The organism is Enterobacter cloacae complex sp. I2 (assembly GCF_014896205.1).
In the GTDB taxonomy this organism is placed as follows: Bacteria; Pseudomonadota; Gammaproteobacteria; order Enterobacterales; family Enterobacteriaceae; genus Enterobacter; species Enterobacter quasihormaechei.
This window is the reverse complement of the sequence record NZ_JADBRA010000021.1, coordinates 87,823-103,882: the sequence shown is the minus strand read 5'-3', so window position 1 is coordinate 103,882 and position 16,060 is coordinate 87,823. Positions and strand designations below refer to the sequence as shown.

Annotated in this window: 13 protein-coding genes and 1 pseudogene; 6 read left to right on the top strand and 8 right to left on the bottom strand. The window is 54.0% G+C overall.

Translation table 11 applies throughout. The features are described from left to right. The 7 genes and pseudogenes from IM300_RS18130 to rpmH form a co-directional block, all read right to left on the bottom strand. Nucleotides 1-658, bottom strand: a 658-nt coding sequence (locus IM300_RS18130; RefSeq protein WP_193037687.1) for a retron St85 family effector protein, incomplete at its 3' end; no start/stop codon positions are given. 325 nt (nucleotides 659-983) lie between these two features. Beyond that, nucleotides 984-2,205 (bottom strand): annotated as a pseudogene (locus IM300_RS18125) (tyrosine-type recombinase/integrase). A 255-nt stretch (nucleotides 2,206-2,460) separates the two neighbouring features. Continuing rightward, complete coding sequence (gene mnmE, locus IM300_RS18120) at nucleotides 2,461-3,825, bottom strand: tRNA uridine-5-carboxymethylaminomethyl(34) synthesis GTPase MnmE (protein WP_193037685.1); 1,365 nt, start codon at nucleotides 3,823-3,825, stop codon at nucleotides 2,461-2,463. Between the two features lie 72 nt (nucleotides 3,826-3,897). Beyond that, a complete protein-coding gene (yidC, locus tag IM300_RS18115; RefSeq protein WP_003861138.1) occupies nucleotides 3,898-5,541 on the bottom strand; it encodes a membrane protein insertase YidC in 1,644 nt (547 codons plus the stop codon). 2 nt (nucleotides 5,542-5,543) lie between these two features. Beyond that, on the bottom strand, nucleotides 5,544-5,801 hold the full coding sequence (gene yidD, locus IM300_RS18110; RefSeq protein WP_001307474.1) for a membrane protein insertion efficiency factor YidD: 258 nt from the start codon (nucleotides 5,799-5,801) through the stop codon (nucleotides 5,544-5,546). Beyond that, nucleotides 5,765-6,124: a ribonuclease P protein component gene (gene rnpA, locus IM300_RS18105; protein ID WP_006808764.1), complete on the bottom strand. Its 360-nt coding sequence runs from the start codon at nucleotides 6,122-6,124 to the stop codon at nucleotides 5,765-5,767. Before rnpA ends, yidD begins: the two co-directional genes overlap by 37 nt. Nucleotides 6,125-6,140: 16 nt before the next feature. Further along, nucleotides 6,141-6,281, bottom strand: a complete 141-nt coding sequence (rpmH, locus tag IM300_RS18100; protein WP_000831330.1) for a 50S ribosomal protein L34 — start codon at nucleotides 6,279-6,281, stop codon at nucleotides 6,141-6,143. Nucleotides 6,282-6,918: 637 nt separating this feature from the next. On the opposite strand from rpmH, the gene dnaA reads away from it, so the two are divergent. From dnaA to gyrB, 4 genes are read left to right on the top strand one after another with little or no spacing between them, the layout of a single operon-like run. Next, nucleotides 6,919-8,313, top strand: coding sequence for a chromosomal replication initiator protein DnaA (gene dnaA / locus IM300_RS18095; protein ID WP_003861124.1), 1,395 nt, complete (start codon nucleotides 6,919-6,921; stop codon nucleotides 8,311-8,313). Between the two features lie 4 nt (nucleotides 8,314-8,317). Next, nucleotides 8,318-9,418: a DNA polymerase III subunit beta gene (gene dnaN / locus IM300_RS18090; RefSeq protein WP_003861122.1), complete on the top strand. Its 1,101-nt coding sequence runs from the start codon at nucleotides 8,318-8,320 to the stop codon at nucleotides 9,416-9,418. Next, a complete protein-coding gene (gene recF, locus IM300_RS18085; protein WP_059294145.1) occupies nucleotides 9,418-10,491 on the top strand; it encodes a DNA replication/repair protein RecF in 1,074 nt (357 codons plus the stop codon). Before dnaN ends, recF begins: the two co-directional genes overlap by 1 nt. A gap of 28 nt (nucleotides 10,492-10,519) precedes the next feature. Beyond that, nucleotides 10,520-12,931, top strand: coding sequence for a DNA topoisomerase (ATP-hydrolyzing) subunit B (gene gyrB / locus IM300_RS18080; RefSeq protein ID WP_063452049.1), 2,412 nt, complete (start codon nucleotides 10,520-10,522; stop codon nucleotides 12,929-12,931). A 33-nt stretch (nucleotides 12,932-12,964) separates the two neighbouring features. Here gyrB and IM300_RS18075 read toward each other — a convergent pair whose 3' ends face one another. Further along, entirely contained in the window at nucleotides 12,965-13,900 is a 936-nt protein-coding gene (locus IM300_RS18075; protein ID WP_193037683.1) for a LysR family transcriptional regulator, read from the bottom strand. Between the two features lie 113 nt (nucleotides 13,901-14,013). Between IM300_RS18075 and IM300_RS18070 the strand changes: the two genes are divergently transcribed. Both IM300_RS18070 and yidA read left to right on the top strand, forming a co-directional pair. Continuing rightward, nucleotides 14,014-15,039, top strand: a complete 1,026-nt coding sequence (locus IM300_RS18070; protein ID WP_193037681.1) for an NAD(P)-dependent alcohol dehydrogenase — start codon at nucleotides 14,014-14,016, stop codon at nucleotides 15,037-15,039. 113 nt (nucleotides 15,040-15,152) lie between these two features. Then, complete coding sequence (gene yidA, locus IM300_RS18065) at nucleotides 15,153-15,965, top strand: sugar-phosphatase (protein ID WP_045308263.1); 813 nt, start codon at nucleotides 15,153-15,155, stop codon at nucleotides 15,963-15,965. Nucleotides 15,966-16,060: the final 95 nt, after the last annotated feature.

Here is a 16,060-nt window from a genome sequence, read left to right as displayed (position 1 = left end):
GTTCTATTTCACTAAGTTGTATTGGGAAGCAAAGAGATATAATTTCAGTAATTAGAAGTGCTATATGCCCAGAATTATCCTTACTGAATTGTTCTGTTTTTGGGATTGATGAAAGTTTTTCTTTTATATTTACACATAAATCATCAAGAAAATCATCATCGTATTTTAAAACTTCAGGATCCGGCCAAGGATAGATTACAACAGAGGATGAAACTTTCTTCTTAATATACTCAAGTGGGCCTAAATAAATGAATGAGTCCTCACCGGATACTTCTTCCTCTGAAGCAACGATCAGTATTTTTTTAAATAGTTCTGATTTGTTGCAAAATATACCTAGCTCAACTAATGATCCTGGACTTTCTAAAAAAATGATAATAAGAGATGAAATACTGGCTATATCATCTTCAAACACTAGAAGGTCCGGATAGGCATTCTCTTTAAAATAATCCTTGAATGTCTCAGCTAGAATGAAATGTTCGTGAAGTTCAGGGGCATGTTTTGCTGTGTAAGTAAGTAGTCTATCCCTAAAACTGGGTGGAATTGGTGCACGTACATCGACTTTGCCACCACATACGAAAAGGAGACGATGAGATATATCAACATTGAAGTTACTTATGTCTAACAATTGAAATTGTTTTTTAATAGTTTCTTCAAACATTGATTTAAACGTTATGTGTTTTTGATTTGTCTTCCGTTGATGAAAAAAACGAGCAATGTAGCTTTGCTCGTTTTTTACTCTTTACTAGAGGAGGCGCTAGAAAGTTTTCTACCGATCCTAGAGACTTCTAGGATCGGTAGAAAACTTTCTAGCGCAACCCTAAAAGTACTCAATAAGTTAGTGTCTGGCGAAACGCTCGACAAGGCTATAAATCAAAGCCTAACGCTAAAGAGTGATGTTATTATGGTTGAGAAGTGCATCTTTTTCAACCGGTTAGATAGTATATTCTAATCAGTAACTACTATTGTTATATTTTTTATATTATTCAGTCGGTTACATTGTAAGCCTTCCCGAATTCTCCAATGATAACCTTCCTTCCAGTCTCAATCTGCGCATCAACAAAGTCCGCCCAGGACTGAAGCATCTCCCGGCGCTGATTCAGGTACTCCGCACGGTTGTAGACACCGCGAACGCCGCCGATTTTATGCGCCAGGCATTTCTCCACCCAGTCTGAGTTGTAGCCTTGCTCATGGAGCAATGTGCTGGCAGTACGCCGGAAGTTATGAATAACAAAATCCCTGACGTTAAGATCCAGCGTACGCACCGCACAGTTCAGCGTTGTTTTGGAGATCGGACGTCGGTAGTCGTTTCGGCTGGGGAAGACGTATGGAGAATCCCCGGCCAGAAATTTTAACTCTTCGAACATCGCCAGCGCCTGCTTTGACAGCGGAACAATATGCGGGTTATCCATCTTCATTCTTTCGCCGGGTATACGCCATTCCAGCGCGTTGAAGTTAACTTCGCTCCATGTCGCTTCAATCATCTCCGATTTACGCACCATGCAGATGATCAGCAGGTGCAAAGCCAGCTTGTGGCGTCGGTTCATGTTAGAGGTGTAGATCCCCCGTAGCAGGATACCGATCTCTTCTGCCGTTAGCGCCACGTCGCGACTTGTTGCTTGTGCGATATAACGGGCCTCGATAGCGGCTGCCGGGTTGTTGAAGATGATTCCCCTCGAAATCGCGTAGGCCAGCATGCGTTTAAGCACGTTTCGCGTCAGCAGCGCGACGTGATCGGAACCTCGTTGTTTGATGCGGTCGAGCACGACCTGAATATGGGCAGTTGTGAGTTCTTCCAGTTCCAGTTTCCCGATGATGGGAATGATGTCCTTCTCGATAATACGAGTGACGTTGCGTGGATTGCGGTTACTTTTTTCAACGATATCGGTCAGCCAGCGTTTGGCGAACGCTTTTACTGTTGTCGGGTCATTTTGTTTAAGTTTTTCTTCCTGCTTCTTTTGTGCCGGGTTAATGCCATGGGCAACCATTGAGCGGCATTTCTCACACCACATACGAGCCTCAGCGAGGGAGAAGGATGGGTATTCCCCCCAGTGTGACTTTTTGAAGTTTATTGTTAAGGCGAAAGCGAAATCTCCATACTTTTCTTCCTGTTGGAAGTATTTCAATCATCAGACCATCTCTATCAGCTATTTGCCAGGGATGATCTTTTGGAGCTAATGAGCGGAGTTTAGTATCTGAAAGCGCCATTTTTCACCTCTTTGCTGTGCCCATGGGATATCGATTTTGATGCTTTTTTATACCGTTTTTTGTGCCCATGAGGTGTGATTTTTAACGCAAAAAATGAACAATGGCACAGCGGTTTTTTTGCTATGGGCACAACGATGGACACAAGAATTGCGGATGAATCCGTACGACTATGGACGAGTACGGAAAGTAAAAACCCGCATTAACAGGTAGTTAATGCGGGTTAGTGAACGTTCACGGACGAGGATGGACTAAAACTTACTTGCCAATACAGAAGCTCGAAAAGATCCTTCCCAACAAATCGTCCGACGTAAACTCTCCGGTAATCTCGCTCAGATTCTGCTGCGCCAGACGTAGCTCTTCCGCCAGCAGTTCACCCGCCCACGCGCCAATCAGCTGCGCTTTGCCCTGGTCAAGATGGCGTGCCGCCTCTTCCAGCGCCTGCAAGTGACGACGACGCGCCAGGAAGCCACCCTCCATGCTGGTGTCGAAGCCCATGCTCTGTTTGAGATGGTTACGCAGGTCTTCTACGCCTTCCCCGGTACGGGCCGACAGGCGAATAAGTGAGTGACCATTCACATCGCTGAGGCCCAGCGTTTCGCCAGTCACGTCTGCCTTGTTGCGCACTACGGTGATCGGCAGTTTGGCAGGTAGACGGGCGATAAAGTCAGGCCAAATCTCCGCCGGGTCTACGGCGTCGGTCGTGGTGCCGTCTACCATAAACAGCACGCGATCGGCCTGCTCAATCTCCTGCCAGGCGCGTTCGATGCCGATACGCTCGACTTCATCGCTCGCATCGCGAAGGCCGGCGGTATCGATGATGTGCAGCGGCATGCCGTCGATATGGATATGCTCGCGCAGCACGTCGCGGGTGGTCCCGGCTATGTCGGTTACGATTGCCGCTTCACGGCCCGCCAGGGCGTTCAGCAGGCTCGATTTCCCGGCGTTCGGGCGTCCGGCAATGACCACCTTCATCCCTTCACGCAGCAGGCTGCCCTGACGCGCTTCGGCGCGGACGGCATCCAGATCGTTCATCACCTGGTTCAGCTGGGCTTCGATTTTGCCGTCAGAAAGGAAGTCGATCTCCTCGTCCGGGAAGTCGATAGCCGCTTCGACATAGATTCGCAGGTGAGTAAGTGCTTCCACAAGATGATTTACGCGTGCAGAAAACGCGCCCTGCAACGAGTTCAGCGCGGAGCGGGCCGCCTGTTCGGAGCTGGCGTCGATCAGGTCAGCAATCGCTTCGGCCTGCGCCAGGTCGAGCTTGTCGTTCAGGAACGCACGCTCGGAGAATTCGCCCGGCTTCGCAATGCGCAGGCCAGGCAGGGTCAGAATACGTTTTAACAGCAGGTCGAGGATCACCGGACCGCCGTGGCCCTGAAGTTCCAGCACGTCTTCGCCGGTAAAGGAGTTCGGGCCGGGGAACCACAGCGCGATGCCCTGGTCCAGCGGGGTGCCGTCGGCATCTTTAAACGGCAGATAATCAGCGTAGCGCGGCTTTGGCAGTTTACCCAGCACCGCTTCGGCCACCTCACGCGCCTTCAGGCCGGAGATACGCAGAATGCCTACACCACCGCGTCCCGGTGGGGTTGCCTGGGCGACGATAGTGTCGTTATGGCTCATGGTTACTCTCGTTCAATACAAATAAAAAAGGCGGTCAATCGACCGCCCTTATTTTAGCGTTAACTTACCGAATCAGGACTTTTTCTTTTCGCGGCTATGCAGGCCACGTTTTTCCAGACCACGGTAAATCAGCTGCTGCTGGATGATGGTCACCAGGTTGCTGACGATATAGTACAGCACCAGACCTGACGGGAACCACAGGAAGAACACGGTGAAGATGACCGGCATAAAGGTCATGATCTTCTGCTGCATCGGGTCGGTCACGGTGGTCGGAGACATCTTCTGGATGAAGAACATCGTCACGCCCATCAGGATCGGCAGGATGTAGTACGGGTCCTGTGCGGACAGGTCATGGATCCACAGGGCGAACGGCGCGTGGCGCAGCTCAACGGAACCCATCAGCATGTAGTACAGCGCAAGGAAGATTGGCATCTGAATCAGCAGCGGGAAGCAACCACCCAGTGGGTTTACTTTCTCTGCTTTATACAGGGCCATCATCTCCTGGCTTTGACGCTGTTTGTCATCGCCCAGACGCTCACGCATAGCCTGAATCTTCGGCTGTAGCATACGCATCTTCGCCATGGAGGTGTACTGCGCTTTCGTCAGCGGGTACATGATGCCACGAACGATAAAGGTGATAACGATGATGGAGAAGCCCCAGTTACCCAGGAAGCTGTGGATGAACTTCAGCAGCTTAAACAGCGGCTGAGAGATGAACCACAACCAACCGTAATCAACGGTCAGATCCAGGTGCGGCGCAACGGCAGCCATTTTGTCCTGGATTTCCGGACCGACCCACAGGGTGCTTGCCAGCTTACCAGTTTGACCCGGCTGTACCAGAACCGGCTGAGATTTGTAGCCGATGGCTGCAATACCGTTGCCGAGGTTCGCGGTGTAGAAATTATTCGTACCGTCGTTGTTCGGTACCCATGCCGTCGCGAAATACTGTTGCAGCATTGCGACCCAGCCGCCTTTAGAGCTGACGTTCAGGTTTTCGTTATCGGCAATGGTGTCGAATTTGTATTTCTCGTACTTGGTATCTGGCGTGGAGTATGCCGCGCCACGGAAGGTATGCAGCGCAAAGTTGCTGCTTCCGGTGTCACGGTGAGACGGCAGATTGATGGACTGCTTCAGCTGACCAAAGGTAGAGATTTCCAGCGGTTTCGCACCGGCGTTCTGTACGCTGTAGCCCACGTTCACCGCATACTCACCGCGTTTCAGGGTGAAGGTTTTGGTGAAGGTGTTGCCTGCCGCGTCGGTGTAGGTCATCGGAATAACCAGTTCGTTCTGACCATCAGCCAGCACAAACGTGTCGTTTTCGACGTTATACAGTGGACGCGCACCGTTAGCCGGGTTATCCGGGCCATCACGACCGGTCAGGCCGCTCTGTGCCTGGTAGATAAATTCAGGCGTGGTTTCCAGTAACTGGAACGGTTCGGTAGACTTCAGCTCTTTCGGGTAGGTCAACAGCAGCGCCTGCTCAACATCACCACCACGGGTGTTGATAGTCAGCTCAAGCACATCGGTCTTAACCGTAATCTGTTTCCCCTGGCCACTGGCCGGTACGCCCTGGTCGGCGGCGCTACCCGCTGCGGTGGTCGTGGTCTGCGTGGTCTGCTGCTGGGGTTGAGGATTTTTATCCTGCTCCCATGCCTGCCAGATCATGAAAGACACGAACAACAAAGCGATGATAAGAAGATTGCGTTGCGAATCCATCGTTAGTGTTCTCTGGTATCAAAGGGTCCTGGAGGGACGGGGTCGTCTCCACCTGGGTGTAAAGGGTGGCATTTTAATACGCGTTTCACCGTCAACCAACTGCCTTTTATCACTCCAAACCTGCGCAATGCCTCAATTCCGTAGCTTGAGCACGTAGGGGTGAAACGACAATGTGGCCCGAGTAGCGGACTAATCAGGCGTTGATAGACCCTGATAAGGGCTATCAGGACCCGCGAGCCAGGCGACAGTGGCGGCGCCATAATTTTTCCAACGCTTCCGAGAGAGCACGGTTATCGAGGTCGGCAACCCCTTTTTTAGCCACCACCACGAAATCCATAGAAGGCAGTTCGTGCTGACGTAAACGGAAGCTTTCACGCGTCAGACGTTTAATCCGGTTGCGTTCATGCGCACGCTTAACGTTTTTCTTGGCGACTGTGAGACCGATACGGGGATGCCCCAGCGAATTTTGGCGGCCGAGGATGGTGATTTGCGGCGTGCCAGCCCGTAATGGCTGCTGGAAGACGAAAGTGAAATGAGTGGGAGTTAACAAACGTAACTCCCTGGGAAATGCGAGCTTAACCACTCAGGGGTTAGCTTTATTACTTGGAAACGGTCAGACGAGCGCGGCCTTTAGCACGACGACGTGCCAGAACCTGACGACCATTTTTAGTAGCCATACGAGCACGGAAGCCGTGAGAACGGTTGCGCTTCAGTACAGACGGTTGAAAAGTGCGTTTCATGGCGATTTCTACCTAAACTTGAAAAAATTCATGACTTTTGCGGATGCCCGACCGAGTTTCGAATGACGGACGCCGAAGCCGTGGGTGATTAAAGAGGCCGGATTGTAATAATTGTACACTCCGGAGTCAATTCTCTTTCCTTATTTCCCGCGTATTTCCGCACGATTTCGCGTGGAAAATGAGCAACGGACGACGCAGGAAGATGAGCATCACGCGCCGGGTCGAGGATTATACGGAGTCATCCACAAAGCGCAAGGATCGTCCCGGATCTTCGTTAGATCATTTAAGCCAAAAATCGTCTGTGCTCATTAAATTTTCCAATATGCGGGCTAAATCGCGGGGCACTCGCGTCAGGATCGTTTACACTTACCCGATTCCGGATCATCCTGTGGATAAATCGGGAAGAATCTGTGAGAAACAGAAGATCTCTGGCTCAGTTTAGGCTATGATCCGCGGTCCCGATCGGGATCCAGCGATCCTGGTCGGGCATAAACACAACATCGTTCAGGTTGTATCAACGATAGCGTGTATAACCGCAGATAGCGGTTCGCACATCACCCTAATGGGGTCATGTCGATGTGCGCCAACAATCATGAATATTCAATAGTTTTCTTTTATTGTTCGAGTGGAGTCCGCCGTGTCACTTTCGCTTTGGCAGCAGTGTCTTGCCCGATTGCAGGATGAGTTACCAGCCACAGAATTCAGTATGTGGATCCGCCCGTTGCAGGCGGAACTGAGCGATAACACGCTGGCTTTGTATGCGCCAAACCGTTTCGTGCTCGATTGGGTAAGGGATAAATACCTTAATAACATCAATGGACTGCTGAACGATTTTTGCGGGTCAGATGCCCCACAGCTGCGTTTTGAAGTGGGCACAAAGCCGGTCACCCAAACCGTTCGTGAAGTTGTCAATGTGGCAGCCCCTGCACAGGCGGCGCCCGCTCCAGCGCCTCGCGTTGCACCGGCTCGTCAGGGCTGGGATAACGTTCCTGCCCCCGCTGAGCCTACCTACCGCTCTAACGTGAACGTGAAGCACACGTTCGATAACTTCGTTGAAGGTAAGTCGAACCAGCTGGCGCGCGCGGCGGCTCGCCAGGTTGCTGACAACCCCGGTGGCGCGTATAACCCGCTGTTCCTGTATGGCGGCACGGGTCTCGGTAAAACGCACCTTCTGCACGCGGTGGGTAACGGCATTATGGCGCGTAAGCCGAATGCGAAAGTGGTGTATATGCACTCCGAGCGCTTCGTTCAGGACATGGTAAAAGCCCTGCAAAACAATGCGATCGAAGAGTTTAAACGCTACTACCGTTCCGTTGATGCGCTGCTGATCGATGACATTCAGTTCTTTGCCAATAAAGAACGATCGCAGGAAGAGTTTTTCCACACCTTTAACGCCCTGCTGGAAGGCAATCAGCAGATCATTTTGACCTCGGATCGTTATCCTAAAGAGATCAACGGCGTTGAAGATCGTCTGAAATCCCGCTTCGGCTGGGGCCTGACCGTGGCGATCGAGCCACCGGAGCTGGAAACCCGCGTCGCGATCCTGATGAAAAAAGCCGACGAGAACGACATTCGCCTGCCGGGCGAAGTGGCGTTCTTTATTGCCAAGCGCCTGCGCTCCAACGTTCGTGAGCTGGAGGGGGCGCTGAACCGCGTTATCGCTAACGCCAATTTCACCGGTCGTGCGATCACCATCGATTTTGTGCGTGAAGCGCTGCGCGATTTGTTGGCATTGCAGGAAAAACTGGTCACTATCGACAATATTCAAAAGACGGTGGCTGAGTACTACAAGATCAAAGTGGCAGATTTACTGTCTAAACGTCGTTCCCGCTCGGTGGCGCGTCCGCGTCAGATGGCGATGGCGCTGGCAAAAGAGCTAACCAACCACAGCCTGCCGGAAATCGGCGATGCGTTTGGTGGCCGTGACCATACGACCGTGCTGCACGCTTGTCGCAAGATTGAGCAGTTACGCGAAGAAAGCCACGACATAAAAGAAGATTTTTCCAATTTAATCAGAACATTATCATCGTGACGCTATGAAATTTACCGTTGAACGTGAACATTTATTAAAACCGCTGCAACAGGTGAGTGGCCCGTTAGGCGGCCGCCCAACGCTGCCTATTCTTGGAAACCTGCTGCTTCAGGTCGCGGACGGTACGCTGTCGCTGACCGGCACAGATCTGGAAATGGAAATGATCGCGCGCGTTACGCTGACTCAGCCGCACGACGCGGGCGCGACCACGGTTCCGGCACGTAAATTCTTTGATATCTGCCGTGGGTTGCCGGAAGGCGCTGAAATCGCCGTGCAGCTGGAGGGCGACCGCATGCTGGTGCGCTCTGGCCGCAGCCGTTTCTCCCTTTCCACGCTGCCCGCTGCGGATTTCCCGAACCTGGACGACTGGCAGAGCGAAGTTGAATTTACCCTGCCGCAGGCGACGATGAAGCGTCTGATTGAAGCCACGCAGTTCTCCATGGCGCATCAGGACGTTCGTTACTACTTAAACGGCATGCTGTTCGAAACCGAAGGTGAAGAGCTGCGTACCGTGGCCACCGATGGCCACCGTCTGGCGGTCTGTTCCATGCCGATTGGCGACTCGCTGCCGAACCATTCGGTGATCGTGCCGCGTAAAGGCGTGATTGAATTGATGCGTATGCTCGACGGCGGTGACACGCCGCTGCGGGTGCAGATTGGCAGCAATAACATCCGTGCCCACGTGGGTGATTTTGTCTTTACGTCGAAGCTGGTTGACGGTCGTTTCCCGGATTATCGCCGCGTATTGCCGAAGAACCCGGACAAAACGCTGGAAGCAGGCTGCGATATCCTCAAGCAGGCGTTTGCCCGCGCGGCCATTCTCTCGAACGAGAAATTCCGCGGCGTACGTCTGTACGTGAGTGAAAACCAGATCAAAATCACCGCCAACAACCCGGAGCAGGAAGAGGCAGAAGAGATTCTGGACGTCACCTACGCCGGGGCTGAGATGGAAATCGGCTTCAACGTCAGCTACGTGCTGGATGTGCTCAATGCACTGAAATGCGAGAATGTGCGCATTCTGCTGACCGACTCCGTTTCGAGCGTACAGATTGAAGATGCGGCCAGCCAAAGCGCGGCTTATGTTGTCATGCCAATGAGACTGTAATGTCGCTCACCCGTCTGTTGATCCGCGACTTTCGCAATATCGAAAGCGCGGATCTCGCTTTATCCCCCGGCTTTAACTTCCTGGTTGGCGCGAACGGCAGCGGCAAAACCAGCGTGCTGGAAGCCATCTATACGCTCGGCCATGGCCGGGCGTTTCGCAGTTTGCAGATTGGTCGCGTGATTCGCCACGAGCAGGACTCTTTTGTTCTGCACGGGCGTTTGCAGGGCGCAGAGCGGGAAACCGCCATCGGTCTGACCAAAGACAAGCAGGGCGACAGCAAGGTGCGCATCGACGGCACCGATGGCCACAAGGTAGCGGAGCTGGCGCTACTGATGCCAATGCAGCTGATTACGCCCGAGGGGTTTACTTTACTCAACGGCGGCCCCAAATACAGAAGAGCGTTCCTCGACTGGGGATGCTTTCACAATGAAGCCGGTTTCTTTAACGCCTGGAGCAACCTGAAGCGTCTGCTTAAACAGCGTAACGCCGCGTTGCGCCAGGTCACGCGCTACGCCCAGCTGCGTCCGTGGGACATGGAACTCATCCCTCTCGCGGAGCAGATCAGCCGTTGGCGTGCCGAATACAGCGCCGGTATCGCTGAAGACATGGCCGATACCTGCAAACAGTTTTTACCCGAGTTCTCTCTCACCTTCTCCTTCCAGCGCGGCTGGGAGAAAGAGACGGATTATGCCGAGGTGTTAGAGAGAAGCTTCGAGCGCGACCGCATGTTGACCTACACCGCGCACGGCCCGCACAAGGCGGATTTCCGCATTCGTGCTGACGGTGCGCCGGTGGAAGATACGCTGTCGCGCGGGCAGCTGAAGCTCCTGATGTGCGCGCTGCGCCTGGCGCAGGGGGAGTTCCTCACCCGCGAAAGCGGGCGACGCTGCCTGTACCTGATAGATGATTTTGCCTCGGAACTTGACGACGCGCGGCGCGGGCTGCTTGCCAGCCGCTTAAAAGCCACGCAGTCGCAGGTTTTCGTCAGCGCCATTAGCGCTGAACACGTTATGGACATGTCGGACGAAAATTCGAAGATGTTTACCGTGGAAAAGGGTAAAATAACGGATTAACCCAAGTTGAAATGAGCGAGAAACGTTGATGTCGAATTCTTATGACTCCTCCAGTATCAAAGTCCTGAAAGGGCTGGATGCGGTGCGTAAGCGCCCGGGTATGTATATCGGCGACACGGATGACGGCACCGGTCTGCACCACATGGTATTCGAGGTGGTAGATAACGCTATCGACGAAGCGCTCGCGGGTCACTGTAAAGACATCGTGGTCACGATCCATGCGGACAACTCCGTCTCCGTTACCGATGATGGTCGTGGCATCCCAACCGGTATTCACCCGGAAGAGGGCGTATCGGCTGCGGAAGTGATCATGACCGTGCTGCACGCAGGCGGTAAGTTCGATGATAACTCCTATAAGGTTTCCGGCGGTCTGCACGGCGTAGGCGTTTCCGTGGTAAACGCCCTGTCGCAGAAGCTGGAGCTGGTTATCCAGCGCGAAGGCAAAATTCACCGTCAGATCTACCAGCACGGCGTGCCTGACGCTCCGCTGGCCGTAACGGGTGATACCGATAAAACCGGTACCATGGTGCGTTTCTGGCCGAGCCTCGAAACCTTCACCAACGTTACCGAGTTTGAGTACGACATCCTGGCGAAACGCCTGCGCGAACTGTCGTTCCTGAACTCCGGCGTGTCGATTCGTCTGCGCGACAAACGCGACAACAAAGAAGACCACTTCCACTACGAAGGCGGTATCAAGGCGTTCGTTGAGTATCTGAACAAGAACAAAACGCCAATTCACCCGAATATCTTCTACTTCTCTACCGAAAAAGACGGTATCGGCGTCGAAGTGGCATTGCAGTGGAACGACGGTTTCCAGGAAAACATCTACTGCTTTACCAACAACATTCCGCAGCGCGACGGCGGTACTCACCTTGCGGGCTTCCGCGCGGCGATGACCCGTACCCTGAACGCCTACATGGACAAAGAAGGCTACAGCAAAAAAGCGAAAGTCAGCGCCACCGGCGACGACGCCCGTGAAGGCCTGATTGCCGTGGTCTCCGTGAAGGTGCCGGATCCGAAGTTCTCCTCTCAGACCAAAGACAAGCTGGTCTCTTCTGAGGTGAAATCGGCGGTTGAGCAGCAGATGAACGAACTGCTGAGCGAATACCTGCTGGAAAACCCGTCCGACGCGAAAATCGTGGTGGGCAAAATTATTGATGCGGCACGTGCCCGTGAAGCGGCGCGTAAAGCCCGTGAAATGACCCGTCGTAAAGGCGCGCTGGACCTGGCAGGCCTGCCGGGCAAGCTGGCTGACTGCCAGGAACGCGACCCAGCGCTGTCTGAACTGTACCTCGTGGAAGGGGACTCCGCGGGCGGTTCTGCGAAGCAGGGCCGTAACCGTAAGAACCAGGCGATCCTGCCGCTGAAGGGTAAAATCCTTAACGTTGAGAAAGCGCGCTTCGACAAGATGCTCTCTTCTCAGGAAGTGGCGACGCTCATCACCGCGCTCGGCTGCGGTATTGGGCGCGACGAGTACAACCCGGACAAGCTGCGCTATCACAGCATCATCATCATGACCGATGCGGACGTCGACGGCTCGCACATTCGTACGCTGCTGTTGACCTTCTTCTATCGTCAGATGCCGGAAATCGTTGAGCGCGGCCACGTCTACATTGCGCAGCCACCGCTGTACAAGGTGAAAAAAGGCAAGCAGGAACAGTACATTAAGGATGACGAGGCGATGGATCAGTACCAAATCGCGATCGCCCTTGACGGTGCGACCCTGCACGCGAACTCCAGCGCGCCAGCGCTGGCCGGCGAGCCGCTGGAGCGTCTGGTCTCCGAGTTCAACGCCACGCAGAAAATGATTGGCCGCATGGAGCGCCGCTATCCAAAAGCGCTGCTGAAGGAGCTGATTTATCAGCCAACCCTGACCGAAGCCGATCTGAGCAGCGAGCAGGCCGTAACCCGCTGGGTAAATACCCTGGTGAGCGAGCTGAACGAGAAAGAGCAGCACGGCAGCCAGTGGAAGTTCGACGTTCAGCAGAACGCTGAGCAGCAGTTCGAGCCGATCGTGCGCGTGCGTACCCACGGCGTCGATACCGACTACCCGCTGGAGCACGAATTTGTGACCGGTCCGGAATACCGCCGTATCTGCACCCTCGGCGAGAAGCTGCGTGGTCTGATCGAAGAAGATGCGTTTATCGAACGTGGCGAGCGTCGTCAGCCGGTAGCCAGCTTCGAGCAGGCGCTGGAGTGGCTGGTGAAAGAGTCCCGTCGTGGCCTCTCTATTCAGCGTTATAAAGGTCTGGGCGAAATGAACCCGGATCAGCTGTGGGAAACCACCATGGATCCGGAAAGCCGTCGCATGCTGCGCGTCACCGTTAAAGACGCGATTGCAGCGGATCAGCTGTTCACCACCCTGATGGGCGATGCGGTTGAACCACGTCGTGCGTTCATCGAAGAGAACGCCCTGAAGGCGGCGAATATCGATATTTAATCGTCGCTTTACGGCAACATAACTGGCCGCGCTTTAGCGCGGCTTTGTTATGGACGCAGGAAGGTCCAGCGACATCACTGCCGGTAAACGGCTCGCCAGCTTATCTATGGCAATTCTTACCCTTAGCGGCAGGTGCGGCGTCTGCTGCCAGACGGCATGAACGTCGAAGCGTACATCCGGGGCCTGATTTAAGAGCGGGACAAGGTTCCCCTGCTGAATTTCTTTGATGACCATCCAGCAGGGTAACCACGCAAGGCCGTGGCCGGCCAGCGCCGCGTCGCAGATCGCCTGTAAATCATCCATATTGAGTGATGAGCGGGGAATAAACGTGCGCGACGTGCCATCATAATCCATCAGCTGCCAGGGTAAGACTCTGCCCGCACGCGTGTAGTTAATGGCCGTATGCTGGCGTAAATCATCAACGGCCTGCGGCTGGCCATTCTTAAGCAGATAATCCGGCGCGGCACACAGAACCATTCGGTGCTCACCCAGCCTTCTGGCGACCAGCACGGCGCTGTCAGCCAGGGTGCCATTGCGCACCGCCATATCAAACCCTTCTTCCACGAGATCCACGATGCGGTCGCTGAAGGACATTTCAAGCTCAAGTCCGGGGTGTTCCTGCGTCAGCTCTGTGAGCAGCGGGGCGATACACTGACGACCAAACAGCACCGGCATGGCAACCCGCAGGCGGCCGCTGACCTGATGTTTTCCGGTTTCAAGCAGCGATTCAGCGCCACGAATCTCCTCCAGCGCGCGCAGGCAGCGTTCATAAAAAAGCGCGCCGTTATCGGTCAGCCTCTGACTGCGCGTGGTCCGATGAAACAGACGAACCCCCAGCCTCTCTTCAAGACGAGCAATACTTTTTCCTACCGCCGAGCGCGACAAATGCAGACGCACGGCGGCCTGCGCAAAACTTCCTGCTTCTACAGAGGCAACGAAAACGGGAATATCTTTCAGCGTATCGGTCATGAACTGATTGTATCTTTTTAGTCATCAATAGCGGGAAAACTTATCGCCACTGGCGACGCAGAGTCAACGGTAGACTGTCAGAACTGAAAATCATCTGATGACAGGAGAAAAAAATGACAGAAACAATGCAGCGCTGGTCAATGAACGCCCTTGGGCGCGAGAGCCTTCAGCTTGTTCAGGAGCCTGTTCCACAGCCAGGCCCGGGTGAGGTCCGCGTACGGGTAAATGCCGTTGCGCTCAACTACCGGGATAAAATGGTTATCGAAGGCACGATGCCAATTCCGCTTTCTTTCCCGTTTACTCCGGCGTCTGACATGGCGGGCGTGGTGGACAGCATTGGCGACGGGGTGACACGCTTCAAACCCGGCGCACGCGTCATCTCAACCTTTTTCCCGGAGTGGATCGACGGCAAGCCGCAGGCAGACGCGCGCGATTTGCCCTACAAAACGTCCGGTGGATACTTCCAGGGCATGCTGGCTGAATATGTGATTGTGAGTGAAAACGCGCTGGTGGCCTCCCCGGAAAGCCTGGATGACGCTGAGGCCAGCACGCTTCCTTGCGCGGGGCTTACCGCATGGTTCGCGCTGGTGGAGCGCGGTCATTTACGCGCCGGGCAATCGGTGCTGGTACAGGGGACGGGCGGCGTGGCGCTATTCGCTTTGCAGATAGCAAAAGCGCACGGCGCCGAGGTGATTGTCACGTCGGGGAGTGATGAAAAACTGGCGCTGGCCAAAAAACTGGGCGCCAGCCAGGGCATTAACCGGCTGAAAGGCGACTGGGCTGAAAATGCGTTGGTACTCACGCAGGATCGCGGCATTGACCATATCATTGAAACCGTGGGAGGCGAGAACCTGAAGCATTCCCTGCGCGCCGTTGCCGTTCACGGGCGTATCTCAGTGATTGGCGTGCTGGCCGGGACTGACATTTCGCTGCCCGCGAGCGAACTGTTGCTGAAATCCCCCGTCATTCAGGGGATTGGGGTTGGACACCGTCGGGCGCTGGAAGATTTTGTCCGTGCGGTTGACATCACTGGCTTAAAACCGGTGATTGAGCATCGCTACCGCTTTGACGAGCTGGAACAGGCGCTTGAACATCTGGATCGCGGCGCGTTTGGCAAAATTGTTCTCACCCGCGAGTGAGTTCCCGTTCCCGGGATAAACGTAAAAGGGGCTTTTTGTTGCGCAAAGTAGCTCTATTTTTGTGGGCTTAATCGCGTTAGCATGAGGTAGCACTCATTTATCCCGGGGACCTCATGGCCATCAAACTCATTGCAATCGATATGGACGGCACGCTGCTGCTGCCGGACCACACCATCTCTCCAGCCGTTAAAAACGCGATCGCCGCTGCACGCGAAAAAGGCGTGAACGTGGTGCTCACCACCGGACGCCCGTATGCCGGGGTGCACAGCTACCTGAAAGAGCTGCACATGAACCAGCCTGGCGATTACTGCATCACCTATAACGGCGCGCTGGTGCAAAAGGCAGCCGATGGCAGCACGGTGGCGCAAACTGCACTGAGCTATGATGACTACCTGTTCCTGGAAAAACTGTCCCGCGAAGTAGGCTCCCACTTCCACGCGCTCGATCGTAATACGCTTTACACCGCCAACCGCGATATCAGCTACTACACGGTGCACGAGTCCTACGTTGCAACCATTCCACTGGTGTTCTGCGAAGCGGAAAACATGGATCCGGCAACCCAGTTCCTGAAAGTGATGATGATCGACGAACCCGCGATCCTCGACAAAGCCATCTCACGCATTCCGGCTGAGGTAAAAGAGAAATACACCGTGCTGAAAAGCGCGCCGTACTTCCTCGAAATCCTTGATAAACGCGTCAATAAAGGCACGGGCGTGAAATCGCTTGCCGATGCGCTGGGCATTAAGCCTGAGGAGATCATGGCGCTGGGCGACCAGGAAAATGATATTGCGATGATCGAGTATGCAGGCATGGGCGTGGCGATGGATAACGCGATCCCGTCGGTAAAAGACGTGGCGAACTTCGTTACCAAATCTAACCTGGAAGACGGCGTTGCCTGGGCGATCGAGAAATTCGTTCTGTCGTAACAAACGCTCAAATCATCAGCCCTGGTTATCAACCGGGGCTTTTTTTTGCCCTGAATTTACCCAATTGTTCTTTTTGTGATCTGGATTGTAGTACA